General features: G+C 67.9%; 22 protein-coding genes. 7 read left to right on the forward strand and 15 right to left on the reverse strand.

Annotation, left to right across the window (positions count from 1 at the left end):
* Nucleotides 1-32: 32 nt before the first annotated feature.
* The 6 genes from BBJ41_RS05355 to BBJ41_RS05380 form a co-directional block, all read right to left on the reverse strand.
* Nucleotides 33-1079 (reverse strand): FecCD family ABC transporter permease, encoded by a 1047-nt coding sequence (locus BBJ41_RS05355; RefSeq protein ID WP_069745632.1) that lies wholly within the window; start codon nucleotides 1077-1079, stop codon nucleotides 33-35.
* Nucleotides 1076-2068, reverse strand: a complete 993-nt coding sequence (locus BBJ41_RS05360) for an ABC transporter substrate-binding protein (protein WP_069745633.1) — start codon at nucleotides 2066-2068, stop codon at nucleotides 1076-1078. The genes BBJ41_RS05355 and BBJ41_RS05360 overlap by 4 nt, the downstream gene beginning before the upstream one ends.
* Nucleotides 2065-2841: an ABC transporter ATP-binding protein gene (locus BBJ41_RS05365; protein WP_069745634.1), complete on the reverse strand. Its 777-nt coding sequence runs from the start codon at nucleotides 2839-2841 to the stop codon at nucleotides 2065-2067. Before BBJ41_RS05365 ends, BBJ41_RS05360 begins: the two co-directional genes overlap by 4 nt.
* A 20-nt stretch (nucleotides 2842-2861) precedes the next feature.
* Nucleotides 2862-4952 (reverse strand): TonB-dependent receptor, encoded by a 2091-nt coding sequence (locus BBJ41_RS05370; RefSeq protein ID WP_069747596.1) that lies wholly within the window; start codon nucleotides 4950-4952, stop codon nucleotides 2862-2864.
* A gap of 254 nt (nucleotides 4953-5206) precedes the next feature.
* Nucleotides 5207-6115: a SphA family protein gene (locus BBJ41_RS05375; RefSeq protein WP_069745635.1), complete on the reverse strand. Its 909-nt coding sequence runs from the start codon at nucleotides 6113-6115 to the stop codon at nucleotides 5207-5209.
* A gap of 174 nt (nucleotides 6116-6289) precedes the next feature.
* Entirely contained in the window at nucleotides 6290-7213 is a 924-nt protein-coding gene (locus tag BBJ41_RS05380) for a LysR family transcriptional regulator (RefSeq protein WP_069745636.1), read from the reverse strand.
* Nucleotides 7214-7331: 118 nt separating this feature from the next.
* Here BBJ41_RS05380 and BBJ41_RS05385 point away from each other — a divergent pair, with 118 nt between their 5' ends.
* The 5 genes from BBJ41_RS05385 to BBJ41_RS05405 all read left to right on the forward strand — a co-directional run bounded on the left by BBJ41_RS05385 (nucleotide 7332) and on the right by BBJ41_RS05405 (nucleotide 12409).
* The gene (locus BBJ41_RS05385; protein WP_069745637.1) at nucleotides 7332-8213 is read left to right on the forward strand and encodes an intradiol ring-cleavage dioxygenase; all 882 of its coding nucleotides are present in this window, start codon (nucleotides 7332-7334) and stop codon (nucleotides 8211-8213) included.
* The gene (locus BBJ41_RS05390; RefSeq protein ID WP_069745638.1) at nucleotides 8210-8512 is read left to right on the forward strand and encodes a Dabb family protein; all 303 of its coding nucleotides are present in this window, start codon (nucleotides 8210-8212) and stop codon (nucleotides 8510-8512) included. The genes BBJ41_RS05385 and BBJ41_RS05390 overlap by 4 nt, the downstream gene beginning before the upstream one ends.
* A 7-nt stretch (nucleotides 8513-8519) precedes the next feature.
* On the forward strand, nucleotides 8520-9587 hold the full coding sequence (locus BBJ41_RS05395; RefSeq protein ID WP_069745639.1) for a maleylacetate reductase: 1068 nt from the start codon (nucleotides 8520-8522) through the stop codon (nucleotides 9585-9587).
* Nucleotides 9588-9660: 73 nt separating this feature from the next.
* The gene (gene mhpA, locus BBJ41_RS05400) at nucleotides 9661-11319 is read left to right on the forward strand and encodes a bifunctional 3-(3-hydroxy-phenyl)propionate/3-hydroxycinnamic acid hydroxylase MhpA (protein ID WP_069745640.1); all 1659 of its coding nucleotides are present in this window, start codon (nucleotides 9661-9663) and stop codon (nucleotides 11317-11319) included.
* 13 nt (nucleotides 11320-11332) lie between these two features.
* A complete protein-coding gene (locus BBJ41_RS05405; RefSeq protein WP_069745641.1) occupies nucleotides 11333-12409 on the forward strand; it encodes an alpha/beta hydrolase in 1077 nt (358 codons plus the stop codon).
* Nucleotides 12410-12539: 130 nt separating this feature from the next.
* Here the strand turns inward: BBJ41_RS05405 and BBJ41_RS05410 are convergent, their stop codons facing one another.
* Both BBJ41_RS05410 and BBJ41_RS05415 read right to left on the reverse strand, forming a co-directional pair.
* The gene (locus tag BBJ41_RS05410) at nucleotides 12540-12980 is read right to left on the reverse strand and encodes a nuclear transport factor 2 family protein (RefSeq protein WP_069745642.1); all 441 of its coding nucleotides are present in this window, start codon (nucleotides 12978-12980) and stop codon (nucleotides 12540-12542) included.
* A 43-nt stretch (nucleotides 12981-13023) separates the two neighbouring features.
* Nucleotides 13024-15045: an NADPH-dependent 2,4-dienoyl-CoA reductase gene (locus BBJ41_RS05415; protein ID WP_069745643.1), complete on the reverse strand. Its 2022-nt coding sequence runs from the start codon at nucleotides 15043-15045 to the stop codon at nucleotides 13024-13026.
* Nucleotides 15046-15193: 148 nt separating this feature from the next.
* Here BBJ41_RS05415 and BBJ41_RS05420 point away from each other — a divergent pair, with 148 nt between their 5' ends.
* A complete protein-coding gene (locus BBJ41_RS05420; RefSeq protein ID WP_069745644.1) occupies nucleotides 15194-15730 on the forward strand; it encodes a PadR family transcriptional regulator in 537 nt (178 codons plus the stop codon).
* A gap of 12 nt (nucleotides 15731-15742) precedes the next feature.
* Here the strand turns inward: BBJ41_RS05420 and BBJ41_RS05425 are convergent, their stop codons facing one another.
* Nucleotides 15743-16159: a DoxX family protein gene (locus BBJ41_RS05425; protein WP_069745645.1), complete on the reverse strand. Its 417-nt coding sequence runs from the start codon at nucleotides 16157-16159 to the stop codon at nucleotides 15743-15745.
* A 49-nt stretch (nucleotides 16160-16208) separates the two neighbouring features.
* The gene (locus BBJ41_RS05430) at nucleotides 16209-16907 is read right to left on the reverse strand and encodes a pirin family protein (protein ID WP_069745646.1); all 699 of its coding nucleotides are present in this window, start codon (nucleotides 16905-16907) and stop codon (nucleotides 16209-16211) included.
* 180 nt (nucleotides 16908-17087) lie between these two features.
* Here BBJ41_RS05430 and BBJ41_RS05435 point away from each other — a divergent pair, with 180 nt between their 5' ends.
* The gene (locus tag BBJ41_RS05435; protein WP_069745647.1) at nucleotides 17088-18005 is read left to right on the forward strand and encodes a LysR substrate-binding domain-containing protein; all 918 of its coding nucleotides are present in this window, start codon (nucleotides 17088-17090) and stop codon (nucleotides 18003-18005) included.
* 62 nt (nucleotides 18006-18067) lie between these two features.
* Here BBJ41_RS05435 and BBJ41_RS05440 read toward each other — a convergent pair whose 3' ends face one another.
* From BBJ41_RS05440 to BBJ41_RS05460, 5 genes are all read right to left on the reverse strand, one after another.
* Nucleotides 18068-19048, reverse strand: coding sequence for an NADPH:quinone oxidoreductase family protein (locus BBJ41_RS05440; RefSeq protein ID WP_069745648.1), 981 nt, complete (start codon nucleotides 19046-19048; stop codon nucleotides 18068-18070).
* 148 nt (nucleotides 19049-19196) lie between these two features.
* The gene (locus tag BBJ41_RS05445; RefSeq protein ID WP_069745649.1) at nucleotides 19197-21026 is read right to left on the reverse strand and encodes an acyl-CoA dehydrogenase; all 1830 of its coding nucleotides are present in this window, start codon (nucleotides 21024-21026) and stop codon (nucleotides 19197-19199) included.
* 108 nt (nucleotides 21027-21134) lie between these two features.
* Nucleotides 21135-21902: a class II aldolase/adducin family protein gene (locus BBJ41_RS05450; RefSeq protein WP_069745650.1), complete on the reverse strand. Its 768-nt coding sequence runs from the start codon at nucleotides 21900-21902 to the stop codon at nucleotides 21135-21137.
* A 69-nt stretch (nucleotides 21903-21971) separates the two neighbouring features.
* Nucleotides 21972-24296 (reverse strand): xanthine dehydrogenase family protein molybdopterin-binding subunit, encoded by a 2325-nt coding sequence (locus tag BBJ41_RS05455; protein WP_069745651.1) that lies wholly within the window; start codon nucleotides 24294-24296, stop codon nucleotides 21972-21974.
* Nucleotides 24293-24754: a (2Fe-2S)-binding protein gene (locus tag BBJ41_RS05460; protein ID WP_069745652.1), complete on the reverse strand. Its 462-nt coding sequence runs from the start codon at nucleotides 24752-24754 to the stop codon at nucleotides 24293-24295. Before BBJ41_RS05460 ends, BBJ41_RS05455 begins: the two co-directional genes overlap by 4 nt.
* Nucleotides 24755-25344: the final 590 nt, after the last annotated feature.

Genomic DNA, 25344 nt, shown 5'->3' on the forward strand with positions numbered 1-25344 from the left:
CGCTCGCCCCTGCCCCGCCCTCGCCTGACCGCTCAGCGCCGGCGCAGCAACGCGACGAAGAACAGGCTGCCGAACAACGCGGTCACGATGCCGATCGGCAAATCCTCCGGCGCCGCGAGCGTGCGGGCGGCCACATCGGCCCACACGAGCAGGATCGCCCCCGTCAGCGCGGCGACCGGCAGCAGCCTGCCGTGCTCGGCGCCGACGACGCGCCGGCACAGATGCGGCGTCACCAGCCCGACGAACCCGATCGCCCCGCTGACCGCGACCATCGCGCCCGTGGCGAACGACGCGATCACGAACACTTCGCGCCGCATCCGCGCGCTCGGCACGCCAAGCGCCGCTGCTGCAACATCACCCGACATCAGCGCATTCAGTTCGCGCCGGCGTGCGTACAGCGCGCCGCCGGCAAGCGCCGCGCACACGGCCGGCACCGGCAACAGATCCCAGCGCGCGAGCCCGACGCCGCCGAGCATCCAGAACAGCACCGACGACGCGGCGCGCTGGTCGCCGAGGTACAGCAGCAGGTTGCCGAACGCCGCCATCATGAACGACACCGAGACACCCGCGAGCAGCAGCCGGTCCGACTCGAGCCGGCCACTCCGGTAAGCGAGCGCGACGACGCACGCGGTTGCCGCGAGCGCGCCCGCGAATGCGGCGGCCGACAGCGTGAACGGGCCGAACGCCGCCCCGGCCACCACCGTGACCGCGACGGCGCCGAGCATCGCGCCCGCGCTCACGCCGAGCAGGTGCGGATCGGCCAACCGGTTCGCGGTCGCCGCCTGCAATGCGACGCCCACCGCCGCCAGCGTTGCGCCGACGATCGCGGCCAGCAGCGCACGCGGCATCCGGATCAGCCACACGATGCTGTCGTCGCCCGCACTCGCCGTGAACGCGCCGGCATCGCCGAACGCCGACGCAAGATGCGTGACGACGATCCGCACCGCGGCCGGCATCGCGATCGGCGTCGGGCCGAACGCAGCCGACACGACGATCGACACGATCAGCAGCGCACCCAGCGCCGGCAGCACCACGCGCATGGCGGGCCGCGACGCACGCACGCGCACGTGTACGCTCATCGCGCCGGCCCGGCGAACGCGGCCGGATACAGCGCGCGCGCAAGCGTCTCGACGGCCGCGACGTTCTCGGGGCCCGGCGTCGCCGCATCGTACGGAATCACGACGAAGCGCCGGTCGCGAATCGCGGCCACGCGCGCGAGCGCCGGCTGACTCAGCAGGAACTGCCGCTTCTGCGCGGCCGTCACGGCCGAATAATCGACGATCACGATGACCTGCGGATCGCGCGCGACCACGCTCTCCCAGCTCACCTGCGTCCAGCTGCGCGACACGTCGTCCATCACGTTGCGTGCACCGGCTGCCGCCAGCAGCGCGGTCGGCATCGCGAGCCCGCCCGCCGTCATCGGCTTGTCGGTGCCGCTGTCGTAGACGAATACGCGCAGCGGCGCCGGCCGCCCGATCGCGCGCGACACCGCCGCAAGACGCGCGCGCATCGCGGTGACCACCTGCGCGGCGCGCGCATCGACGCCGAAGATCCTGCCGAGATTGGTCAGGTCGCGGAATACGTCGTCGAACGATGCCGGCGCCTGCTTCATCACGTGCGAACACGATTCGGTCAGCTCATACGTGCGGATGCCGAACGGCGCGAGCGTCGCGGGCGTCACCGGGCCGCCGACATGCATCCCGTAGTTCCAGCCCGCGAGATAGAAGTCCGCGCGCGCGGCGGCCAGCACTTCGAGCGACGGATACTGGCTCGCCAGTTCGGGCACGCCGCGCAGCGCTTCACGCACCCGCGCAGTGCCCGTCTTCCACTCGCCGATGCCCGTATAGCCGACGAGCCGGTCCTTCAACCCGAGCACGAGCATCATCTCGGTCAGGTTCACGTCGTTGCTCACCGCGCGCGCCGGCGCACGCTCGAACGTCACGTCGCGATCGCAACTGCGCACGGTGACGGGATAGGCGCCCGCGTGAACGGTCGCGCAGCCGAGCACGGCAGCGACAACGAACCGGCGGGACACGAAGGACAGGACAGAAAACGGCATGGCGGTCATTCCGGATGAAGCGGCGTGATGCGCGGGCGGCCCGTGACCGGATGGCGGTCGACGAGCGCGGCGACGCCGAACACGTCGCGCAGCAGCGCTTCGGTCAGCACGTCGGCCGGCGCGCCGGATGCGACGATCCGGCCGTGCGAGAGCACGTGGAGCCGGTCGCAGTACGCGGCCGCGAGATTGAGGTCGTGAATCGTCGCGAGCGTCGCGATGCCGAGGCGCCGCACGCGCGCGAGCAGTTCGAGCTGGTGACGCAGGTCGAGATGGTTGGTCGGTTCGTCGAGCAGCAGCAGTTCGGGTTGCTGCGCGAGCGCGCGGGCCAGCAGCGCACGCTGCTTCTCGCCGCCCGACAGCGACGCGAAGCGTTGCGCGCGGCGCGCGGCGAGGCCGACGTCGTGCAGCGCGGAATCGACGATCCGGCGATCGTCGGCCGACTCCGCATCGAACGCCCGCTTGTGCGGTGTGCGACCCATGCCGACCAGTTCATCGACGGTCAGCCCGAAATCGTCCGGCGTCTCCTGCTGCAGCACCGCGATGCGCTGCGCGACCGCGCGCGGCCGCATGCGCCACACGTCCTGCGCGTCGAGCGCAACGCTGCCGGCATCCGGCCGCGCGTAACGAAACACGCAGCGCAGCAGGCTCGTCTTGCCGCTGCCGTTCGGGCCGACCAGCCCGACGAATTCGCCGGCTGCAACGCGCAGCGTCACCGAATCGAGCACGGCGATCGCGCCGCCGGGCGACCAGCTCACGCGATCGATTTCGAGCATGTGCGTCATCGGAAGCGCGCCGCCCTGCGCTAGAAGCGCATCGTCGCGACGAGCTCCGCCGAACGCGACGGGCCGAGCAGCCATTGCTCGCCGCCGTTCGACGTCGTCACCGCGTACGTACGGTTCGCGAGATTTCGCAGGTACAGCGCGAGTTCGGTGCGCGAGCTCGGCTGCCAGCGCAGCGATGCGTCGAACACCGTGTACGACGGCACCTGCAGGCGGTTCGCATCGTCGCCGTACGTCGCGCCGACGTAGCGCACGCCCGCATTCGCCTGCCAGCGCTCGGCAAACGCCCAGCCGAGCCACAGGTTCGCCGTCTGCTGCGGCACGTTCGACGGCACGTTGCCGGCCCGCGATACCGTCGTGCCGCCGGACGTCTGGTTGAATTCGTCGTAACGCGCGCGCAGCAGCGCGACGTTCGCATCGATCGTCCAGCCATGCGGCAGCCGCGCGCCGCCCGTCAGCTCGACGCCGCGCGACGATTGCCGGCCGACCTGCTGGCGCAATGCGGGATTGAACGGATCGGTGCTCAGCAGGTTGCGCTTCGTGATGTCGTACACCGCGAACGTCCAGTACGCGCGGCCGTCGAGCAGCGTCTGCTTGACGCCGGCTTCCCACTGTTCGCCGGTCGCGAGCCGGTAGTTCGCCTGCGACGCGGACAGCGTCACGAGCGAGCCGAGCCCTTCCGCGCCCGTCGTGTACTGCGCATACGCGCTGAGCGTCGGTGCGACTTCGAAGACGAAACCGGTGCGCCAGCCGACGTTCGCGAAACGCTTGTCGAAGCCCGCGCCGGTCGCCGCCTGCTCGCGGCTGAACGCGATGTGGTCGTAACGCAGGCCGCTCACCCATGCGAGCCGCGGCAGCACTTCGAGGCGGTTCTCGGCGAACACCGCGGCCTGCCGCGCGCGCGTGCTGAACTGCGGCACCGTCGGGTCCGGGCTCGCGAACCCGCCGGGATCGAAACCGTGCGCGGGCACAGTCGATTCGCCGCCGTACGGCGAATTGTTGGTGCCGTCGAACGTGATCTGGCTGAACTCCGTGCCGACGACGAAGCGGTTCGCGCGGCCGAACAGCGTGCCGTCGAAACGCGCGCTGAGGCGATCGCCGATCTGCCGCTGGTGATGGCCGATGTCGAGATAATCGCTGCGCGTCACGCGCCCCGTCGCCGGGTCGAGCGCATACGCTTCGGCGTTGCGCCAGTGGCGGTTCGACGTCAGGTAGTAGAGCTGGTTGTCGATCGTCACGCCGGCCGCGGGGCGAAAGCTGGCCGACAGGCGCGTCCACTGGTCGTAGTAAGCGATCGTTGCGTCGGCAACGTTGTAGTTGAGCTTGCGCAGCGACGGATCGAGCACGCCGTTCGGCGCGGGCACGCCATAGTAGGTCGCCGGCATCTGGCGGCCGTAGTCGTAGTCGAGCGTCAGCGTGAGTTGCGGGCTCACGTCGAATTTCAGTGTGCCGCCGACCGCCGTCGTATGCGTATCGGCCCGCTCGGCGAAACCGTTTGCGCGCGCATCGCTCGCGTAGAAGCGGTACGACAGCCGCGGGCCGAGCGCGCCCGTCGTATCGAACGCGACGCGCTTCGCGCCGTCCGGGCCGACGCCGACCTGCAGCGTCGTCTCGCGCGTGCGCTGCGGCCGCTTCGGCACGACGTTCACGACGCCGCCGATCGCCCCTTCGCCGTACAGCACCGACGCCGGGCCGCGCAACACCTCGATACGCTCGACCGACCAGGTATCGAACGGGAACGTGATCGTGCCGGCCGCCGGCATCAGCCGCACGCCGTCGAGCAGCGTCATCACCGATTCCTGCCCGCTGAAGCCGCGCACGCTCAGCGCGGTGCCGCCGTTGCCGGGCGCCGTCGCGCTCGCGAAACCCGCGGTGCGTGTCACCGCGTCGCGCACCGTGCGGTCGCCGCGTGCTTCGATCGCGTCGGCCGTGACCGTCTCGACGCTTGCCGGCGTATCGAGACTCGCCAGCCCGAGCCGCGAGCCCGTTTCGAGCGGTTGCGTCAGTGCGTCGGCCGACGCGGATTGCGCGGTGATGTTGATCGCCGGCAGCGCGTGCCGGTCGTCCGGCGCGGGTGCTGTCGCTTCGGCGGCAAACGCGCCGGAGGTCGCCATCGCGCAGCCCAGCAGGGTCGTGCAGCCGCGTGCGCGCCATGCGCCGGTATCCCGGCGCGACGCGGCGTGGTGCCGCTCCCCGCGCGCCGGCTTGCTTCTGGTCTTCGTCACTTCGTATCGATCTTCGTGTGATGTCGTCGCACGCGGCCATGCCCGGCAGCCCGGTCGGCAGGCAACGAAAACGTCAGATGATACATTATATCAATCCGATTGCGTCAGGATTTTGTCAGCTTGGGTCGCCCCGCTCGATGCCGCTAAATCGGGAAGCTGAACTGCACCCAGAGCTTGTCGCCCTGCGGCCGGTTGCGCACTGCGAATTCGTGCTGGTACTTCACGACCACGCCCGACGCCGGCCCCCACATGTAACGCAGTTGCGGGCCGATCGCGACCGACTGCCCGCGAAAACCGTCCGACGCAACCTTGACGCCGTTTTGCGTGTCGTCGGTGAACTGCTTCAGGAACGTGCCCTGCACGCCGAGCTGCACGCGCCGGTCGATCGAATAGCCGATCAGGTAGTCGAGCACGGCGACCGCGCCCGAGTGGTACTGCGTCGCATGGTTCGGCGAATTCAGCTCCAGCACCGTGGTCGTCGAGATCTCCCAGTCGCGGCCCGGAAACCATGTCGTGCTGAGGTACGGCAGGAACGCATACGTGTTCAGCCCCGTGTTCGCGATCCGGTTCGCCGCATACGCGCCGGTCGGCACCGCGAACGACGGCGAGAAGAATGCGAAGAACGTCTTCGACGCATTCGCGTAGTTGATCATGAACGGTTCGAGGATCACGTCGCCGAGCGACGTGCGGTTTCCCGTGCCGCCCGGCGTCGACAGATGCAGGTGCACGATCGGCACGATCGCGCTGCTCGACAGCGAAAACGGACCGAACGTCGCGCCCCACGTATGAACGACGCGCGGCGTTTGCGCGACGACGCTCAGGTGGAACCCCGGCACCGCGCTGCCACCGCCCGGCCCGGCAAACCGGTTCGCCGCGTAGTACTGCGCGTAGTTGAAATACTGCGTGCCGCCGGGCGGCGGCAGCAGCCCGTTCAACACCGTGTTGACGCCGAACGGGTAGCTGATCTGGCCGTTCTCCGTGGCCGATGCCGGTGCGTGAACGGCGGCAGCAATCAGGAATGCCAATGGCATCCGTCGCAATGCGAATTTCATGTCGTCTCCAAACCGGATTTTTATCGTGTGGCCGCAAGCCGGATGCTTCGGCCCGGGCGAGACGCAATGTAAAGCGCACGACAACGGCGAAAAAGACGACGATCGGGAGAACAGTTCTCCGTCACACGGAGAAATACGCGGGCGCGAGCGTGAGCGCCACGGCGCGGCCCGCGATCAGCGGCTGACTTCCTTCCACTTGCGCGCGAGGCCGAGGCGTTCGAAGCGCTCGATCAGGAATTCGGTGAATACGCGGATCTTCGCCGGCTGGTGACGGCGGCTCTGGTACGCGATGTTGACGGTGAGCGCCGGCAGTTGCCAGTCGGTGAGCACCGGCACCAGTTTCCCCGCGACGATATCGTCGTGAATGATGTAAAGCGGCTGGATCAGGATGCCGAGCCCGGCGAGCGCCGCCGCGCGGATCACCTGCCCTTCGTTCGCATCGAGCACGCTCTTGATCGTGATCGACTGCTTCTTCGCGCCATGGCGGAAATGCAGCACGTACGGATCGTTGGCGAGGTTGTAGACCAGCAACCGGTGGTCGCACAGCGCATCGGGCGTCGCCGGCGCGCCGTGCTTCGCCAGATACCCGGGCGAAGCCGCCAGCACGCGCCGCGTCTCGGCGAGCCTGCGCACGGTGATGCCCGAATCCGCTTCATGCTCGCGCGTGCGGATCGCCACGTCGATACCGGCCTCGATGAAATCCGGGTAGCGGTTCGCCGCGACGATCTGCACGTTCAGGTTCGGGTAGCGCCGATGAAACTCGGGCAGCGCGGGCGCGATGTAGATCGACGCGAACGACACCGACGCGGTCACGCGCAGCGTGCCGGCCGGGTTGACGCTCGCCTCGTTGACCGCCGCGTCGGCCTCCGCCATCTCCGTCAGGATCGCGACGCAGCGCCGGTGATATTCGTGGCCGGCGTCCGTCAGCCACAGGCGCCGCGTGGTCCGCTCGACGAGGCGCGCGGCCAGGCGCTCTTCCAGCGCATTCAGGCAACGGCTCGCCGCCGCGCTCGACATGCCGAGCCGCTCGGCGGCCTTCGACAGGCTGCCCAGTTCGGCCACCTGCACGAAAAATTCGATCTGGGTCCACTTGTCCATGCGTTCGATTCTTCCACCTGGCGGAGAACAAAACTCCTCCAAACCATCTTTTTTACGATCAAAGGAAGAATTAATGTTACGTCAACGCGCCTTCGAACGACATCAGGAGACAACCCCAATGCGCAATCTCAACGAAGACACCATCACGCAGGCCGTGATCGCATCGCTGGGCGGCTGTCGCGACGAGCGGCTGCGCACGGTGATGACCAGCCTCGTCCAGCACCTGCATTCGTTCGCACGGGAAACGAAGCTCACCGAAGCGGAATGGCAGGCCGCGATCGGCTTCCTGACTGCGGTCGGCCACATCACCGACGACAAGCGCCAGGAATTCATCCTGCTGTCCGACGTGCTCGGGCTGTCGACGCTCGTCACCGCGCAGAACCACGCGAAGCCGGCCGGCTGCACGGAGGCGACCGTATTCGGTCCGTTCTACGTCGAAGGCAGCCCCGAGTTCGGACTGTTCGACGACATCGCGAACGGCGCATGCGGCGAGCCGTGCTTCGTGTCGGGCCATGTGCGCGGGATCGACGGCACGCCGGTCGCGCACGCGTCGCTGGAAGTCTGGCAGGCCGACGAGGACGGGCATTACGACGTGCAGCAACCGGCCGACGACGGCTCGGTCACGCATCGCGCGCGCGGCCGGCTGCGCACCGGCGCCGACGGCCGCTACGCATTCCGTTCGATCCTCGCCGAGCCGTACCCGATTCCACACGACGGCCCCGTCGGCGCGATGCTCGATGCGCTCGGCCGTCACCCGTGGCGCCCCGCGCACCTGCATTTCATGATCGAGGCGCGCGGCTACGAAACGCTGATCACGCACGTGTTCCGCGACGGCGATCGTTATCTCGACTCCGACGCGGTATTCGGTGTGCGTTCGACGCTGGTCGCCGACTGGGTGCGGCACGCACCCGGCGTGGCGCCCGACGGATCGCGCATGGATACGCCGTTCTACACGCTCGATTACGACTTCGTGCTGAATCGCGCGGAGCGTGCCGCATGATCCGGCACGTCGTGATGTGGAACGTCGCCGGTGCGACCGAACGCGAGCGCGAAACGGCGCGCGCCAGCGTGAAAACCGCCTTCGAAAGCCTGCGCGGCCGGATTCCGGGCATGACGCATCTCGAGGTCGGGGAGGATTTCAGCGCGGTCGATTACGCGTGCGACCTGATCCTCGTCGCCGAATTCGAATCGCGCGCGGCGCTCGACGGTTATGCGACGCATCCGGAACACGAACGCGTGCGCGACGCGCTGGCGGGCCTGCGCATCGCGCGCCATCAGGTCGACTATGCAACGGAGTGACGACGACATGGAATTCATCTACCAGGCGCGTCCCGCACGCGTGATCTTCGGTGCGGGCAGCCTGCAGCATCTCGAACGCGAAGTGCTGGCGCTGGGCGCACAGCGCGCGATCGTGCTCTGCACGCCGGAGCAGCGTGACCTCGCGCAACGCATAGTCGAGCGGCTCGGCGCGCGCGCGGCCGGCCTGTACGACCGCGCGACGATGCACGTGCCGATCGAAATCGCACGCGACGCGCGGGCGTATGCGCGGTCGTGCGACGCGGATTGCGCGATCGCGATCGGCGGCGGATCGACGATCGGCCTCGGCAAGGCAATTGCGCTCGAAAGCAGCCTGCCGATCCTCGCGATCCCGACCACGTACGCCGGCAGCGAAATGACGCCGATCTACGGCTTGACCGAAGGCGGCGTCAAGCGCACGGGCAGCGACGCGCGCGTTCTGCCGAAAACGGTGATCTACGACCCCGAGCTCACCGTCACGCTGCCGGTCGAACTGTCCGTGACGAGCGGCATCAACGCGATCGCACACGCGGCGGAAGGTCTCTACGCGCACGACGCGAATCCGGTCATGAGCCTCGTCGCCGAAGAAGGCATTCGCGCGCTGGCGCGCGGCCTGCCCGGCGTGCGGAGAAACGCGGCCGATATCGCCTCGCGCGGCGACGCGCTCTATGGCGCGTGGCTGTGCGGCATGGTGCTCGGCAACGTCGGCATGGCGCTGCATCACAAGCTCTGTCACACGCTCGGCGGCAGCTTCAATCTGCCGCACGCGCAAACCCATACGATCGTGCTGCCGCATGCACTCGCGTACAACGCGGCGCACGCGCCGGATGCGATGCAGCGGATCGCCCGCGCGATCGGCACGAACGACGCGGCGCGCGGCCTCTACGCACTGGCGCTCGACAACGGCGCACCGGTCTCGCTGAAGGCGATCGGCATGCAGGAAGCCGACCTCGATCGCGCGGCCGATCTCGCAGTGGCCAATCCGTACCGGAATCCGCGCCCGATCGAACGCGACGGCTTGCGCGCGCTGCTACAGGATGCATTCGACGGCAGCCTGCCCCGCTCGAGCGCGGGCTGACCTCTCACGCGGTTGCGCTGCCCGAACGATGCACCACAGACCAATAAACGAACCCATCATGGAGACAACCCGAATGAATACCGAACCGAGCGCGAACTGTGACGGCACCGTCGAACAGTGTGATGTCGCGATCGTCGGCTACGGCCCGACCGGCCTCGTCGCCGCATCGATGCTGGGCCGCGCCGGCCACCGCGTGATCGTCCTCGAACGCTGGCCGACGCCTTACGGGCTGCCGCGCCTCACGCACATCGACGGCGAAACCGCACGCATCGTGCAGGCCAGCGCCGACGTCGATCAGGCGCTGCGCAGCGCGAAGGCCGTCGACACCTACCATTACTGCGACGCGAACGGCGACCTGCTGCTCGAACTGAACTGGACGGGCCGCGCGTGCGGCTATCCCGCGCATATCTCGATCTACCAGCCCGACATCGAGGATGCGATCGATGCGCGCGCAAGCACTTTCAGGAACGTCACGATCCTGCGCGGCTGGGAGGTCGAAACGCTGCAGCAGGACGCCAACGGCGCGACACTGACCGCACATCCGTGGCGCGGCGGCCAGGACGCGCAATGGACCGGCCAGCCGCGCACCATTCGCGCCCGCTACGTGATCGGTGCGGACGGCGCGAACAGCTTCGTGCGCCGCACGCTCGGCATCGAGCGCACCGATTTCGGCTACAACGAGCGCTGGCTCAATCTCGATTCGGAAAACAAGCGCGATCTCGGCGACGGCTGCGCGCGCACGACGATCTTCTGCGACCCGGCGCGCGCATACATGCACATGCCGATCGGAACGAAGCGCACGCGTTTCGAACTGCGCGTGCTGCCGGATGAATCGACGGCCGAATGGGAAACGGAAGAAGCCGGCTGGCAATGGCTGAAGGACCACTACGGCTACGGCCCGGACGACCTGAAGCTGCTGCGCCATGTGGTCTATACGTTCGAGACGCGCATGGCCGAGCGCTGGCGCACCGGCCGCGTGCTGCTCGCGGGCGATGCGGCGCACACGATGATGCCGTACATGGGACAAGGCGCGTGCTCCGGCATGCGCGACGGCATCAACCTCGCGTGGAAGCTCGACCTGGTGCTGACCGGGCGCGCGTCGGACGACCTGCTCGATACCTACGAAACCGAACGCCGCCCGCACGTGAGCGCGATCACGCAGATGTCGCTGTTTCTCGGGCAGGTCGTCAACGAAGATGATCCGCGCAAGGTCGCCGAGCGCGACGCGGCATTCCGCTCCGGCAACATGCCGCCGATGCCGCCGTTCCCGAAGATCGGCCATGGCATCGTGCACGACGAAACCGACGGCACGCTGCTGCCGACGACGGGCGCGCCGGCGCCGCAAGGACGTGCACGCCGCGGCGCAGCCGAGGGCCGCCTCGACGACGTGGTCGGCCAGGGTTTCCAGCTGATCGCGCGCGAGCACCCTTCCCGCTATCTCGACGCGACGCAGCGCGCGTTCCTCGCGCAGCTCGGCTGTCACGTGGCCGTGCTGTCCGACGACGTGAGCACACCGGATGCCGTGATCGATCTCGACGGCGAACAACATGCATTCATGAACGCGCACGGGATCGGCGCGTATATCAGGCGCCCCGACTTCATCGTGTTCGGCTCGGTGGCCGACCTGCGCGACCTCGGCGCGCTCGTCGACGATCTGCGCGACAAGCTGCACTGGTCGGCGCTGTCCACCGAGCCGTCCGCGACCGCGGCGGCCGGCGTACACGCATCGTGAAGGAGACACACGCATGACGACCGAACTGTCACCCTTCGCGCTGTCGCTGCAACGCGCGATGCCCGTCACGCGCTTGCTCGATTGCGGGATGGACTATGCGGACGCGATGGCGCTGCATGCGCGCACGTCGGCGGGCGAACCTTGGGATGTCGCGGCCGAAGCGCTGGCCGATGCGCAGCTCGCGCGCGCCACGCAAGCGGCGGACACCGGCCACCTCGTCACGGCCGCCGACGCTCAGGCGATGGCGATCGCAAATCTGCTGTTCGCGCAGATGGCGTTCAACCACGACGTACCGCGCAAGCGTGCGCTGTATGCGCGGCTCGTCGAAGCGTCGCACGATCTCGCACGCTGGTCCGACAAACGGATCGAACGCGTCGAAGTGCCGTTCGGCGACGCGCGCCTGATCGGCTGGCTCGTCAAGCCGGCGGCTGAGCGTGTACGCGGCACCGTGATCGTGTTTGGCGGCCAGAGCGGCTGGGGCTTCGCGTATTGGCCGATCGCGCGCGCGCTCGCGGCGCGCGGCCTCGCCACGCTGCTCGCCGAAGGGCCGGGCCAGGGCGAGACGCGTCTCGAACAGCGGATCTTCGTCGACGTCGACATGAGCGCCGCGTACCGGCGCTTCGTCGATCATGTCGCCGACCGCTCGCCCGGGCCGATCGGTATCTGGGGGAATAGCATCGGCGGGTTGTGGGCGGCTTCGACCGCCGCGGCCGACCGGCGCATCGCGGCCTGCTGCGTGAACGGCGCGCTGTCGGCCCCGACGCTGCTGCCGTTCCGCACGTTCGTCGAACAGGCTGCAGCGATGCTCGGCAACGACGATCCGGATGCAGTCACCGCGAACTTCGTTCGGATGAGCTTTTCATCCGAGCGCGACCGCATCGCGTGTCCGTTGCTGGTGCTGCACGGCGGCGAGGACCCGCTGATCCGGCTCGACGATCAGCAGCCGTTTCTCGATGCGGCAACGTCCGGCGACGCGACGCTAAAAGTGTGGCCGGATGGCGAGCACACGATCTACAACCACGCGTCGGAGCGAACCGCGTTCGTCTGCGACTGGTTCGTCGAGCGGCTGGCGCGCGCGGATGGCGTGTGACGATGCGGGCGCCGCACGTGTATTGATCGCCCTGCGGCAGGCAGTGCGTTCACGCATCCGTCCGTGACGACCAGCCGCACGAAACACCGGCCGGACTGCAATTACCGCACGACAGACAACGGCCCCGCGTTCAGCCGTTGACCTTGAACGCCGGAAGCTGCTGCCCGAGCCGTGCGCCCATCTCCGCGCCGAGCGCCTGCAGCGCATTGAACGGACGGATCATCACTTCGAATTCGACGATCCGCCCGTCGTCGTCGAAGCGGATCATGTCGATCCCCTTCAACGCCTTGTCGCCGACGCTCGCGCTGAACTCCAGCACCACGTTCTTGCCGTCGTCGGCGACGAACTGGCGGTGATAGGTGAAGTCCTCGAGAATCGTGATCACCGTGCGCAGCGCCATCAACAGCGCGGGCGCCGGTCCGTACGGCTTGAACGCCATCGGCGAGCGGAATACCGCATCCGGATGGACGATCGCGTCCAGCGCGCCGAGGTCCTTGCGTTCAATCAGCGCATGCCATGTGTCGAGCGATTTCGCGACAGCGGGATGAACATGCATCGGTAAATTCGTCATCGCAGACTCCTGTTTCGTCGGATGTGAAAGGAACGAAGCAACATCAAAGCGTGGCGGCCAGCGTCGTGCCCTGATGAATCGCGCGCTTCGCATCGAGTTCCGACGCTTCGTACGCACCGCCGATCAGGTGAACCTTGCAGCCCGCGGCCTGCAATTGCACGGCCAGTTCGCGCAACGGCTCCTGCCCGGCGCAGATCACCACGTTGTCCACCGGCAGCGTCTGTTCGACACCGTCGATCGTCACGTGGAAGCCTTCATCGTCGATGCGCCGGTAAGTGACCGCCGACGACATCCCGACGCCGCGCGCCTTCAGCCCCGTGCGGTGAATCCATCCGGTGGTCTTGCCGAGCCCGTCGCCGACCTTCGACGCCTTGCGCTGCAGCAGATGCACCTGTCGTGCTGCCGCCTCGGGCTGCGCGTCGCTCAAGCCGCCGGCGTTCGCATACGACTGGTCGACGCCCCATTCGGCGAAGAACCGGTCCGCATCGCGGCTCGTGCCTTCGCCGCGATGGATGAGGAATTCCGCGACGTCGAAGCCGATTCCGCCGGCGCCGACGATCGCGACGCTGCGGCCCACGGCCTTGTCGTCGCGCAGCACGTCGAGATAGCCGAGCGTCTTCGCATGATCGACGCCGTCGATCGGCGGCGTGCGCGGCACGATGCCCGTCGCGAGCACCACTTCGTCGAACTCGCCTTCCAACAGCATCTCGGCAGTCGCACGCGTATCGAGATGAAGCGTCACGCCGCGCAGTTCGATCTGCCGGCGGAAATAGCGCAGCGTTTCGTTGAACTCTTCCTTGCCGGGCACCTTCTTCGCGATGTTGAACTGGCCGCCGATTTCGGCAGCGGCTTCATACAGCGTCACCGCGTGCCCGCGCTCGGCCGCCGTGACTGCAAAGCCGAGGCCTGCCGGGCCGGCGCCGACCACCGCGATCCGTTTGCGCTGCTGCGCGGGACGAATCACGAGTTCGGTTTCATGGCACGCGCGCGGATTCACGAGACACGACGTGATCCTGCCGCTGAACGTGTGGTCGAGACACGCCTGATTGCAGCCGATGCAGGTGTTGATTTCGTCCGCGCGCCCTTCCCGCGCCTTGCGGACGAATTCGGCATCGGCGAGGAACGGCCGCGCCATCGACACCATGTCGCAATAGCCGTCGGCGAGCAGCTGCTCGGCGACTTCCGGCGTATTGATCCGGTTGGTCGCGACGAGCGGAATGCCGACCTTGCCCATCAGTTGCCGCGTCACCCACGCATACGCGGCCCGCGGCACCTTGGTCGCGATGGTCGGAATGCGCGCCTCGTGCCAGCCGATGCCGGTATTGAGGATCGTCGCGCCGGCCGCCTCGATCGCCTGCGCGAGCCGGATCACCTCGTCGAGCGTCGAGCCGCCTTCGACGAGATCGAGCATCGACAGCCGGTAGATGACGATGAAATTCGCGCCGACCCGCTCGCGCACGCGCCGCACGATCTCGACCGCGAAGCGGATGCGTCTCTCGTATGCGCCGCCCCACGCATCGTCTCGATGGTTCGTGCGCGCGGCGATGAACTCGTTGATCAGGTAGCCTTCGGAGCCCATGATTTCGACGCCGTCGTAGCCCGCATGCTGCGCGAGCGCCGCGCATCGCACGAAATCGGCAATCGTCTCATCGACCTCGTCGCTACTGAGCGCATGCGGCGTGAACGGGTTGATCGGCGCTTTCAGCGCGCTCGGCGCGGCAAGCGCCGGGTGATAGGCATAACGCCCGAAATGCAGGATCTGCAACGCGATCTTGCCGCCCTCCGCATGCACCGCGCGCGTCACGACACGATGACGCTCGGCCTCCGCTTCGGTCGTCAGCATCGCGCCGCCCAGCGCCGGACGGCCACGTTCGTTCGGCGCGAAGCCGCCCGTGACGATCAGGCCAGCCTCGCCTCGCGCGCGCTCCGCATAAAACGCCGCCATCCGCTCGAAGCCGTTCGGTGCTTCCTCCAGACCGACGTGCATCGACCCCATCAACACGCGGTTCCTGAGCGACGTGAAGCCAAGTTCGAGCGGGGTCGTCAAATGCGGATAGCGGGACATCGGCAGGCTCCGGTTAATGCAACAAGTTGCAGAGATACTAGCGCGCCGATTTCGTTTATGCAACATGTTGCACAAACAAGGCTACCCACTTGTCCCCTGGACCCGATATGGCAAGATGCGGTTCATTCGCGCCCTTTTCCGATCCGACATGTCCTTGCCTCACGCGCTCCTCACCGCTCTCGCCGAACGCCCCGGCTCCGGCTCCGAACTCGCCGACCGTTTCGATCGCTCGATCGGCTATTTCTGGCAGGCGACGCATCAGCAGATCTATCGCGAGCTCGGGCGTCTCGAAGAAACGGGCTGGATCGAATCGCTGCCCGCCGAATCGGGGCGCGGCCGCAAGCGCGCGTACCGGATCCTGCCGGCCGGCAAGAAGGAGCTGCGGCGCTGGATCGCCGAACAGGAAGATCCGACGCCGCTGCGCGAAGCATTGATGGTCCGCCTGCGTGCGGAAGCGGTGCTGGGTCCTGCCGGCCTCGAGGATGAAATCAGGCGGCGCATCGCGCTCCATCAGGAGAAACTCGACCTGTATCTGCAGATCGAGGCGCGCGATTTTTCGGAAGAATGCGATTCGCGCGCGAAGCGCCTGCAGCACCTGGTGCTGCAGGCCGGCATCGCGAACGAACGGTTCTGGGTCGAGTTTTCGCAGGATGCGCTCGACACCCTGCGCTTGCCGAAGGACTGATCGGCGTTCGGCTCACGCTGCCGGCGCGATACGCAACGCGGCGCGCCCGATCCGCGCATCGAGGCTGAACGCACCCGCGCCGAAGTACGCGATCTGCAGCAGGCCGCCGGCCATCATCACGTTCTTCAGGAAGTGGATCATCTGGTTCTGGTCGGCGAAGTTGTGATGGAAGAACACCGCGGTCACCAGGCTGAACAGCGCCATCGCCAGCGCCACGGGACGGGCCCGATAACCCGACATCAGCAGCAGGCCGCCACCCGCTTCGACCAGCACCGCGACCACGAATGCGAGCGACGGCGCCGGCAAGCCGACCGATGCGATGTAGCCGACGGTTGTCGCGTGCGCGGCCAGCTTGCTCAACCCGCTCATCAGAAACGGCGCGCCGATCAGAATGCGGCCGAGAAGCGGAAGATACTTGTAACGATCCATGATGAACTCCTGAAATGAAATGATTCGATGGACTGGGAAATAAAGGCACTCAGCCGGCGTCCACCATCACCAGCTCAGAATCTTCGAGCGCGGTGATGGTCACCGCACCCTCGTTCGTGATCGCGACGCCGTCGAGCGGCCCCACGCGTTCTCCGTTCACTTCGATGCGCCCCGAAGCCGCGACGAGATACGCGCGGCGCGATGCGCCCAATACGTGCCGGACCTGCTCGCCCGTCTTCAGCGTCGCGCCGAGCACCCGCGCATCGGCACGGATCGGCAGCGCGCCGTCGTCGCCGGCGAAACCGCTCGCCAGCACGACGAACCGTCCGGACCGGTCGCCTTTCGGAAACTGCTTCGTATCCCACGCGGGCGCCCCGCCGCCGGCGCGCGGCACCAGCCAGATCTGATAGACCTTCAGCGGCACGTCGCCCCGGTTGAACTCGGCATGACGGATGCCCGTTCCCGCGCTCATGACCTGGACGTCGCCCGCGCCGATCGTTCCTTCGGAACCCAAAGTGTCGCGATGGCCGAGCACGCCCTGCCGCACGTACGTGATGATTTCCACGTCGCGGTGCCCGTGCATCGGGAACCCGCTGCCGACAGCGATCTCGTCGTCGTTCCAGACGATCAGCGGGCCCAGCGGCGCATGCTCGGGCGTGCCGTCCGGCGTGACCGCGAAGTGATATTTCGCGCGCAGCCAGCCGTGATTCGCCGCATCCAGTGATTCCCAACGCCGATGAGTGAGCATGTCCGCATCCTTTTTCCTGCTGCCCTGACGACGGGCGGTTACCTGGCGGCGCCGCACCGGAATCTGCGAAGCGCCGAACCTTGGATGAATGCTAATTTCGCAAAGATCGCTCGCATATCTCCTGAATCGCAACGTATCATTGCCGCCAGTAGAACGATCTCGTCGAACGGAGCCGTCGCCATGTACCCCATCACCGACCTGAACGATTTGCGGCTCTTCGCGGAAGTGGTCGAACACGGCAGCTTCACGGCCGCCGCGCGCAGCCTCGGCGCGCAGACTTCGAAGCTCAGCCGGCGCATTCGCGCGCTCGAGGAGGAGCTCGGCGTGCGCCTGCTCAATCGCACGAGCCGGAGCCTGTCGCTGACGGAAACCGGGCGGCAGTTCCATCAGCATTGCGTCGCGCTGGTCGCGGAATCGAGGGCCGCGAAGGACATCGTGGATCGAACGCGCACGCAGCCGCAGGGCACCGTGCGCATCAGCTGCCCGGTCGGGTTGCTGGGCTCGGGCGTCGCCGCAATCGTCGCGCGCTACATCGAGAACAATCCGCAGGTTCAGGTGCTGCTCGATGCGACCAACCGGCGCGTGGACGTGGTCGAGGAAGGCCTGGATTTCGCGATCCGGGTCCGCGTTCCGCCGCTGGAGAACACCGATCTCGCGGTTCGGCAGTTGGGGGTATCGGTGCGGATTCTCGTCGCCAGCCCGGCGCTGGCCGCACGTTATCCGGCGCCTGAGTCGATCGACAGCCTGAAGGACTGGCCGACGGTGTCAATGGCCGGCGGCGGCGACCGGTTCGTGTGGAACCTGACGGACGCCGACGGGCGCGCGACGTCGTTCGCCCATCGGCCGCGCCTGGCCACCGACGATCTGGCGAGCCTGCGGATCGCGGCGATCGGCGGCATCGGCGTGGCCGAATTGCCGCGCGAACTGGTGAGCGCCGATCTTCAGGCCGGGCAGCTGATTCGCCTGCTGCCCGCGTTGTCGACGCCGCCGGGGCTCGTCCACGCGATCTTCCCGACGCGTCGCGGCATGGTGCCGGCGGTGCGCCATCTGCTCGATGCGCTCGTCGCGGGTTTCGAGGAATTGAACCGGATCGCGTGACGGTTGCCGGCACGACGCGCGCAGTGCGCGGCCTGCACCGGCCGCCGCGCGTCAGGTCCGGATCATGCGTCCGGCAGGATCACCACCTTGCCCTTCACCTGCCGGTTCGCCATCCGCGCAATCGCGTCGGCCGCGCCGGCGAGCGGCACGTGCTCGGTGATCGCGGGCCGCACCTTGCCGGCTGCGAACCATTCGGCGAGCTGCTGCATGTTTGCCCTATGCTGCGCGGGGTCGCGGCGCACCGCATCGCCCCAGAACACGCCGAGAATGTCGCGCTCCTTGAGCAGCGCGAGGTTCAGCGCGATCTTCGGGATCTCGCCCGCGGCGAAACCGACCACGAGGAACCGGCCGCGCCACGCGGTCGCGCGCAGCGCCGCCTCGGTGTAGGCGCCGCCCACCGGATCGTAGACGACGTCGGCGCCGCGCCCGCCGGTCAGCTCGTCCACGCGGCGGCGCAGGTCTTCGGCCGCATAGTCGATCGTCTCGTCGGCGCCGGCGTCGCGGCACAGCGCGAGTTTGTCCGCACTCGACGCCGCCGCGATCACACGCGCGCCGAGCGCCTTCGCGATCTCGATCGCGGCAAGCCCGACACCGCCCGCCGCACCCAGCACGAGCAGCGTCTCGCCCGATTGCAGACGCGCGCGCTGCTGCAATGCGTGCAGCGACGTGCCGTAAGCGAGCACGAGCGCCGCGCCCTGCTCGAACGTCATGCCGGGCGGCAGCGCGGCGATCTGGTGTGCATCGGCCACGCACTGTTGCGCGAACCCGCCGTGGCCGGTGAACGCGACCACGGAATCGCCGGGCCGCCACGCGGTCACGCCTTCGCCGACCGCATCGATCACGCCGGCGAACTCCGCGCCCGGCGAGAACGGCAGCGCCGGCTTCACCTGATACAGGCCCTGGACGATCAGCGCGTCGGGGAAATTGAGCGACGCGGCCTTCACCTGGACCCGGACCTGGCCCGCGGCCGGCTCGGGAATCGCGACGTCCTCGATGCGCAAGCTGTCGATCGGGCCGAATGCGGTACACAACAGGGCTTTCATGCGGTTCTCTCTCCTTGCACGGCGCGGCCGCGCATCGATGCAGCCTGCGGGGTGCGCCCGCAAGGCAGGTTCACGACGAAGAAGCGGCGGCCGCCAGTAGAGGCACCCGCCCTATCGTCAGCATTCCGGAATGGACTCGCGGCAACGTTCAGAACCACGCGTCGCGCATGTCGAGCGTCGTCGTGTCGACGCTCGACAGCAGATCGAGCTGCGCGTCCACCTTCGGCAATTCCCAGTTGAAAAAGAAACGGGCCGCCGCACGCTTGCCGTCGTGGAAATCGTCACTGTGCCCATGCGCGGCAAGCGTCACGTCGAGCCACAGCCAAGCAACGACGAGATGGCCGAACGCTTCCAGATACACGCTCGCATTCGCGAGCCGCTGCTGCGGATCGCCGAGCGCGCCCAACTGTTGCGTGACGTCGCGCAGCCGCGCCCAGCGCCGGGCAAGCGCATCGGCCTGCTCGTGCAGGCCGGCATCCAGCGCCCGCGCGCGTTCGACGGTCGCGCCGATCCGTGCGTCGAGCGCGCGCAGCGACGCGCCGTCGTCCTGCACGACCTTGCGGCCCAGCAGGTCGAGCGCCTGGATGCCGTGCGTGCCTTCGTGAATCGGATTCAGGCGATTGTCGCGATAGAGCCGCTCGACCGCGTAATCGCGCGTGTAGCCGTAGCCGCCGTGCACCTGGATCGCGAGATCGTTCGCCGCGAGACACCACTGCGACGGCCAGCTTTTCGCGATCGGCGTCAGGATGTCGAGCAGGCGCGCGGCGTTGGCGCGTACGTCGGCGTCCGCATGCGCGCGCCCTTCGTCGACCAGCTTCGCGCAGTACAGGATCAGCGCGAGGCCGCCTTCGACATACGCTTTCTGCGCGAGCAGCATCCGCCGCACGTCCGGATGCGCGACGATCGGCGCCTGCGGCGCGGCCGCATCCTTGCCGGCCGGCCCGAGCGGACGCCCCTGCGGCCGGTTGCGCGCGTAGTCGAGCGCATGCAGATAACCCGTGTAGCCGAGCGCCACCGCGCCCGCCCCAACCCCGATACGCGCCTCGTTCATCATGTGGAACATGTACGCCAGGCCGTGGTTCGGCTGGCCGACCAGATAGCCGATCGCGCCGGCGCGCCCCTCGGGGCGGTAACGCGTGCCTTCGCCGAAATTCAGCAGGCAGTTCGTCGTGCCGCGATAGCCCATCTTGTGGTTCAGCCCGGCGAGCACGACGTCGTTGTGTTCGCCGGGTGCGCCGCCATCGGTTCCCGGCAGGTACTTGGGCACGATGAACAGCGAGATGCCGCGCGTGCCGGGTAGCAGCCGGCCGTGTTCGTCGGGAATCTTCGCGAGCACGAGGTGCACGATGTTCTCCGCCAGCTCGTGCTCGCCGCCGGAGATCCACATCTTGTTGCCGGTCAGCCGGTAGCGCGGGCCGAGCGGCGAATCGCCCTCGAAATCCGCGCGCGTCACGATGTCGGACAGCGACGAACCGGCTTGCGGCTCGGACAGGCACATCGTGCCGAAGAAGCGCCCTTCCAGCTCCGGGCGCGCGAATGCGTCGATCTGCGCGGGGCTACCGTGCGCGATCAGCAGGTTCGCGTTCGCGACGCTCAGGAACGGATAAGCGGCCGTCGCGATGTTCGCGGCCTGGAAGAACAGGAACGACGCGGCTTCGACGAGTTTCGGCAAGCGCATGCCGCCGAGCGCCTCGTCGTGCCCGGCCGCGATCAGCCCGGCATCCGCGAAAGCCCGCACGGCCGGTTCGACTTCCGGGATCAGCGTCACGCGCTCGCCGTCGAAATGCGGTTCCTCGCGATCGCCGCGCGCCGCATGCGGCGCGAACAGCTCGGCCGCCATGCGCTCGCTGGTATCGAGCACGGCCTCGAACGTCTCGCGGCTGTGGTCCGCATAGTGCGGCAGCGTGGCGAGCGCTTCGGCATCGAGCCATTCGTACATCAGGAACGCGAGATCGCGTCGCGACATCAACAGGCTCATCGTGCTGCCTCCCGGGTGCCGGCCTTGTCAGCCGAATGAAGGAATCCGTGATCGAAAATGCTGGCAGGAATTTAGCACGGTCGTTCGCAAACGACAACGACGGACGCGCTAGTCGGCGTACCCGGGATTACGCCGATCGAGCCGGCGCAGCAATCCGGGCCAGACGAGCGCGCCGGCGCCCATTCCTCGCGTCACCGCGGCGATCTGCTGCTTGATGCCGTCGAGAATCGGCTGCGCGATCGGCAACAACGCCGAGCCGCCGGCCTGCGCGCGGACCTGGATCATGCACGCCGCTTCGAAGAAGTACATCGCGACGAACGCGTCGGCCGGCGTGGCGCCGACGGTCAGCAGGCCGTGATTGCGCAGCATCAGGTTCGTGTTGCCGCCCAGGTCGCGCACGAGGCGGGCTTTCTCGCCCTCGTTGAGCGCAATGCCCTCGTAGTCGTGATACCCGAGCGACGCCAGCACGCCGAGCGACTGCTGCGACAGCGGCAGCAGGCCGGCTTCCTGCGCCGATACGGCGACGCCGTTGATCGAATGCGTATGCATCACGCACAGCGCATCGTCGCGGGCCGCATGCACCGCGCTGTGAATCGTGAAGCCGGCCGGATTGATCTCGTACGGCGAATCGGACACCTTGCGCCCGTCGAGATCGACCTTGACCAGCGACGACGCCGTGATCTCGTCGAACATCATCCCGTACGGGTTGATCAGGAAATGGTGCTCCGGGCCGGGCACGCGCGCGGAAATATGGGTGAACACGAGATCGTCCCAGCCGAACAGCGCGGTGAGGCGATAGGCCGCCGCCAGGTTGACTCGCGCATCCCATTCGGCGGGGGAAACCGACTGCTTCAGGCTGACATCGGAAAAGGCCACGTCGACACTCCTCGTTCAAGGGTTCATGCACGCCGGGCCGCACGATGCGGCCCGGCGCGAACTGCTGCGTCAACCCGCCTGCGGCTTCGCGAGCTGATCGGCGACCGGCAGGCTGCGGATGCGCGTGCCCGTCGCCGCGAAGATTGCATTGGTCAGCGCCGGCGCGACGGGCGGCAGGCCCGGCTCGCCGACTCCGCCGAGCGGCGTCGTATAGTCGTCCGGTGCGACGAGATGCACGCGGATTTCACGCGGCGCCTCGTTCATTCTCAGCACCTGGAAGCCATTGAAGTTGCTCTGTTCCGGATGGCCGTCCTTGAACGTGATTTCGCCGTGCAGCGCGATGCCGAGCCCCATCACCACCGCGCCCTCCAGCTGCGAGCGCACGCGCTCCGGGTTGACCTGCGGCCCGCAGTCGATCGCGATGTCGACGCGCGGCACCGTGATCCTGCCGTCCGCGCCGACCTGCACCTCGCACACGGCTGCCGTATACGACACGAAACTGCGATGCGCCGCAATCCCGAGCCCGTGCCCCTTCGGCAGCTTGCGTCCCCAGCCGGCTTCGCGCGCAACCGTCTCGACCACGCGCCGCAAGCGCCCGGTATCGACCGGATACAGCGCCGGATCTTCGCCGTAATTCACGTTCTTCACCGTGATATGCGGCTCGAAACGCCGAGCGGGCCCGATCAGGTCGAGCAGGAAATCCTTCGGGTCGCGGCCGGCCGCGTGCGCCAGCTCCGACACGAAGCTCTGGATGCCGAACGCGTGCGGGATGTTGTAGACCGAGCGGAACCAGCCGATCCGCGTGTGCGCTTCCGCGGCCGGATTCTCGATCCGCACGTTCGGGATCGCGAACGGCAGATCCGCGATTCCTTGCGCGAGCTCGCCCGGCTGCTCGTGCACGATGCCCGCCTTGAACGTCGACTGGATCGACGGCGCGACCGTGCGATGCTGCCACGCGATGACTTTGCCCGACGCATCGATCCCGCCTTCGAACGCTTCGAGCGACACCGCGTGGAAATAGTCGTGTGCGATGTCGTCCTCGCGCGTGAACGTCAGCTTGACGGGCGCGCCGACCGCCTTCGACAGCAGCGCCGCTTCCACCACGTAGTCGGGCTTCGACTTGCGGCCGAAGCCGCCGCCGAGCAGCGTCACGTTGACCGTCACGCGCTCCGCCGGCAATCCGAGCGCCTTCGCGATCTCATCGCGCGTGGTCTGCGGCGCCTGCGTGCAGGTCCACACTTCGCAGCGGCCGTCGGCCACGCGCGCGACGGCCGCGGGCGGCTCCATCGTCGCGTGCGCGAGGTGCGGAATGTAGTACATCGCACGCACGCGCTTCGCCGCGCCGGCGAGCGCCGCGGCCGCGTCGCCGTCGTTGCGGATCACGTCGCCCGGCTGCGCGGCGGCCGCTTCGAGCGTCTTGCGATACGCGGCCGAATCGTAGTTCGCGTTCGGCCCGTGTTTCCAGTCGATCTTCAACTGCGCGCGCGCCTGGATGGCCGTCCACGTATCGCGCGCGACGACAGCCACACCGCCGAGCGGCTGGAAGCCGGACGGCAGCGGCGTCGACGCAAGCTGCACGACCTTGACGACGCCCGGCAGCTTCTCCGCCGCCGACGCGTCGAACGACGCCACCGTGTCGCCGTAGACGGGCGGGCGCGCGACGACCGCGTACAGCATGCCGTCGAGCCGCGTGTCGATCCCGTAGTGCGCGCGGCCGCCGACGATGTCGCGTCCGTCGATCAGCGCCGTTTCGCCCTTGCCGATATAGCGGAATTCCGCCGGCGCTTTCAGCGCCACGGTTGCCGGGTCCGGCACTGGCAATGCGGCCGCTTTCGCCGCGAGCTCGCCGAAGCCGAGCTTGCGCCCGCTCTTCGTATCGACGACCTCGTGCACCGTCGCCTTGACCTGACCCGCGTCGACGCCCCACGCCGTGGCGGCAGCCTGCTCGAGCATCGTGCGCGCGGCCGCACCCGCGCGGCGCAGCGCGGCGAAGCTCTGCCGCAGGCTGCGCGACCCGTCGGTGTTCTGGTTGCCGTAGCGCGGCTCGTCGCCGACGGCCTGTGCGACCTTCACGCGCGCCCAGTCCGCGCCCAGTTCGTCGGCGACCACAAGCGCGACGCTGGTGCGCACGCCCTGCCCCATCTCCGAGCGGATGCAGGTCACGGTGACGGTGCCGTCCGGTGCGATCGCCACGAACAGGTGCGGATCGTCGCGCAACCCGTGCGGCATCCCCGCGCCGCCGTACTGCGGATTCGCGCTGACCGGCGGCTGCACCGGCACCGCCGCGCGCGCGAGCGACGGCACGCCGAATGCAAGCAGCAGCCCGCCGGATGCGAAGCCGAGCAGCAACGCGCGGCGGCTTTCGTTGTGGACGGAGAGTTCGGGCGCGCTCATGCGGCACCTCCGCGGCGCACCGCCAGCCGGATCGCCGCGCGAATGCGCGTGTAGGTGCCGCAGCGGCAGATGTTGCCGGACATCGCATCGTCGATGTCGGTGTCGGTTGGATGGGGATTCGTCTTCAGCAGCGACGCGGCCTGCATGATCTGCCCGGACTGGCAGTAGCCGCACTGCGCGACGTTCAGCTCCTGCCATGCCTGCTGCAGCGGATGGGTCAGGTCCGTCGACAATCCTTCGATCGTCGTCACGCGCTTGCCGGAAGCGGCCGCGACCGGCGTGATGCACGACCGGATCGCAACGCCGTCGAGATGCACGGTGCACGCGCCGCACAGCGCCATGCCGCAACCGAACTTGGTGCCGGTGTGGCCAAGGACATCGCGCAGATACCAGAGCAACGGCATGTCGGGATTGCCGTCGAAGTGCTGCTCGCTACCGTTGACGGTCAGCGTGATCATCGTTCACCTCCTGGTTGCGACGCCCGCGCAGACAGGCATCGAGTGGGGATTCGAACGGCGCGACGCGCATTCCGGACAACCAGGCAGGCGTGGCGCCGTTTCGTGGACCGTGTCGCCTGCAGACACGATCGGGCAGATGCTGCACACGATGCTGTCGTCCGGTTTCCGTGCACCCGCTCCACGACATTCCGGTCAACCGCTCGCCCGCATGGATCGCCGATCGCATTATCGAACCATTTCGGATTCGTCGTCTGATTGGCCCGGTTCAGGCGCTTTCGGGTAATCGGGGCAGGAAGGCCGGCCGGATCAGCTTCGGTGTCGATTGCAGGCGCCGGGGCTGCCTGTCGATCGCATAACACGCGTTCACGGCTCGCCAGGATCGGACACCCAGCGGGAAGATGCGAAACGGGCATTCACCGGCGAAACATCGCGCGACATGCGGCCGGGAAACCGGCATTCGGCGAACGCACTTTTGAATGGAGCGGGAATTCGCGCCGGCGCGCGACGATGTTGCGCGCGACCACGCATGACGCGATCACGCGCGAAACTTGCCCGCGCGACGGGATCGCACACGCGCAAATGTCCGGCCG

This window comes from Burkholderia stabilis (assembly GCF_001742165.1).
Lineage (GTDB): Bacteria > Pseudomonadota > Gammaproteobacteria > Burkholderiales > Burkholderiaceae > Burkholderia > Burkholderia stabilis.

Excerpts from the sequence above, each read along its gene's own strand:
- BBJ41_RS05385 (WP_069745637.1), top strand. The coding sequence starts at position 7,332 with ATGCGCAATCTCAACGAAGACACCATCACGCAGGCCGTGATCGCATCG.
- BBJ41_RS05355 (WP_069745632.1), bottom strand. The coding sequence starts at position 1,079 with ATGAGCGTACACGTGCGCGTGCGTGCGTCGCGGCCCGCCATGCGCGTG.
- BBJ41_RS05395 (WP_069745639.1), top strand. The coding sequence starts at position 8,520 with ATGGAATTCATCTACCAGGCGCGTCCCGCACGCGTGATCTTCGGTGCG.
- BBJ41_RS05380 (WP_069745636.1), bottom strand. The coding sequence starts at position 7,213 with ATGGACAAGTGGACCCAGATCGAATTTTTCGTGCAGGTGGCCGAACTG.
- BBJ41_RS05455 (WP_069745651.1), bottom strand. The coding sequence starts at position 24,296 with ATGAGCGCGCCCGAACTCTCCGTCCACAACGAAAGCCGCCGCGCGTTG.
- mhpA (WP_069745640.1), top strand. The coding sequence starts at position 9,661 with ATGAATACCGAACCGAGCGCGAACTGTGACGGCACCGTCGAACAGTGT.
- BBJ41_RS05390 (WP_069745638.1), top strand. The coding sequence starts at position 8,210 with ATGATCCGGCACGTCGTGATGTGGAACGTCGCCGGTGCGACCGAACGC.
- BBJ41_RS05405 (WP_069745641.1), top strand. The coding sequence starts at position 11,333 with ATGACGACCGAACTGTCACCCTTCGCGCTGTCGCTGCAACGCGCGATG.
- BBJ41_RS05420 (WP_069745644.1), top strand. The coding sequence starts at position 15,194 with ATGTCCTTGCCTCACGCGCTCCTCACCGCTCTCGCCGAACGCCCCGGC.
- BBJ41_RS05370 (WP_069747596.1), bottom strand. The coding sequence starts at position 4,952 with ATGGCGACCTCCGGCGCGTTTGCCGCCGAAGCGACAGCACCCGCGCCG.
- BBJ41_RS05445 (WP_069745649.1), bottom strand. The coding sequence starts at position 21,026 with ATGAGCCTGTTGATGTCGCGACGCGATCTCGCGTTCCTGATGTACGAA.
- BBJ41_RS05435 (WP_069745647.1), top strand. The coding sequence starts at position 17,088 with ATGTACCCCATCACCGACCTGAACGATTTGCGGCTCTTCGCGGAAGTG.
- BBJ41_RS05460 (WP_069745652.1), bottom strand. The coding sequence starts at position 24,754 with ATGATCACGCTGACCGTCAACGGTAGCGAGCAGCACTTCGACGGCAAT.
- BBJ41_RS05410 (WP_069745642.1), bottom strand. The coding sequence starts at position 12,980 with ATGACGAATTTACCGATGCATGTTCATCCCGCTGTCGCGAAATCGCTC.
- BBJ41_RS05415 (WP_069745643.1), bottom strand. The coding sequence starts at position 15,045 with ATGTCCCGCTATCCGCATTTGACGACCCCGCTCGAACTTGGCTTCACG.
- BBJ41_RS05430 (WP_069745646.1), bottom strand. The coding sequence starts at position 16,907 with ATGCTCACTCATCGGCGTTGGGAATCACTGGATGCGGCGAATCACGGC.
- BBJ41_RS05365 (WP_069745634.1), bottom strand. The coding sequence starts at position 2,841 with ATGACGCACATGCTCGAAATCGATCGCGTGAGCTGGTCGCCCGGCGGC.
- BBJ41_RS05375 (WP_069745635.1), bottom strand. The coding sequence starts at position 6,115 with ATGAAATTCGCATTGCGACGGATGCCATTGGCATTCCTGATTGCTGCC.
- BBJ41_RS05425 (WP_069745645.1), bottom strand. The coding sequence starts at position 16,159 with ATGGATCGTTACAAGTATCTTCCGCTTCTCGGCCGCATTCTGATCGGC.
- BBJ41_RS05360 (WP_069745633.1), bottom strand. The coding sequence starts at position 2,068 with ATGACCGCCATGCCGTTTTCTGTCCTGTCCTTCGTGTCCCGCCGGTTC.
- BBJ41_RS05440 (WP_069745648.1), bottom strand. The coding sequence starts at position 19,048 with ATGAAAGCCCTGTTGTGTACCGCATTCGGCCCGATCGACAGCTTGCGC.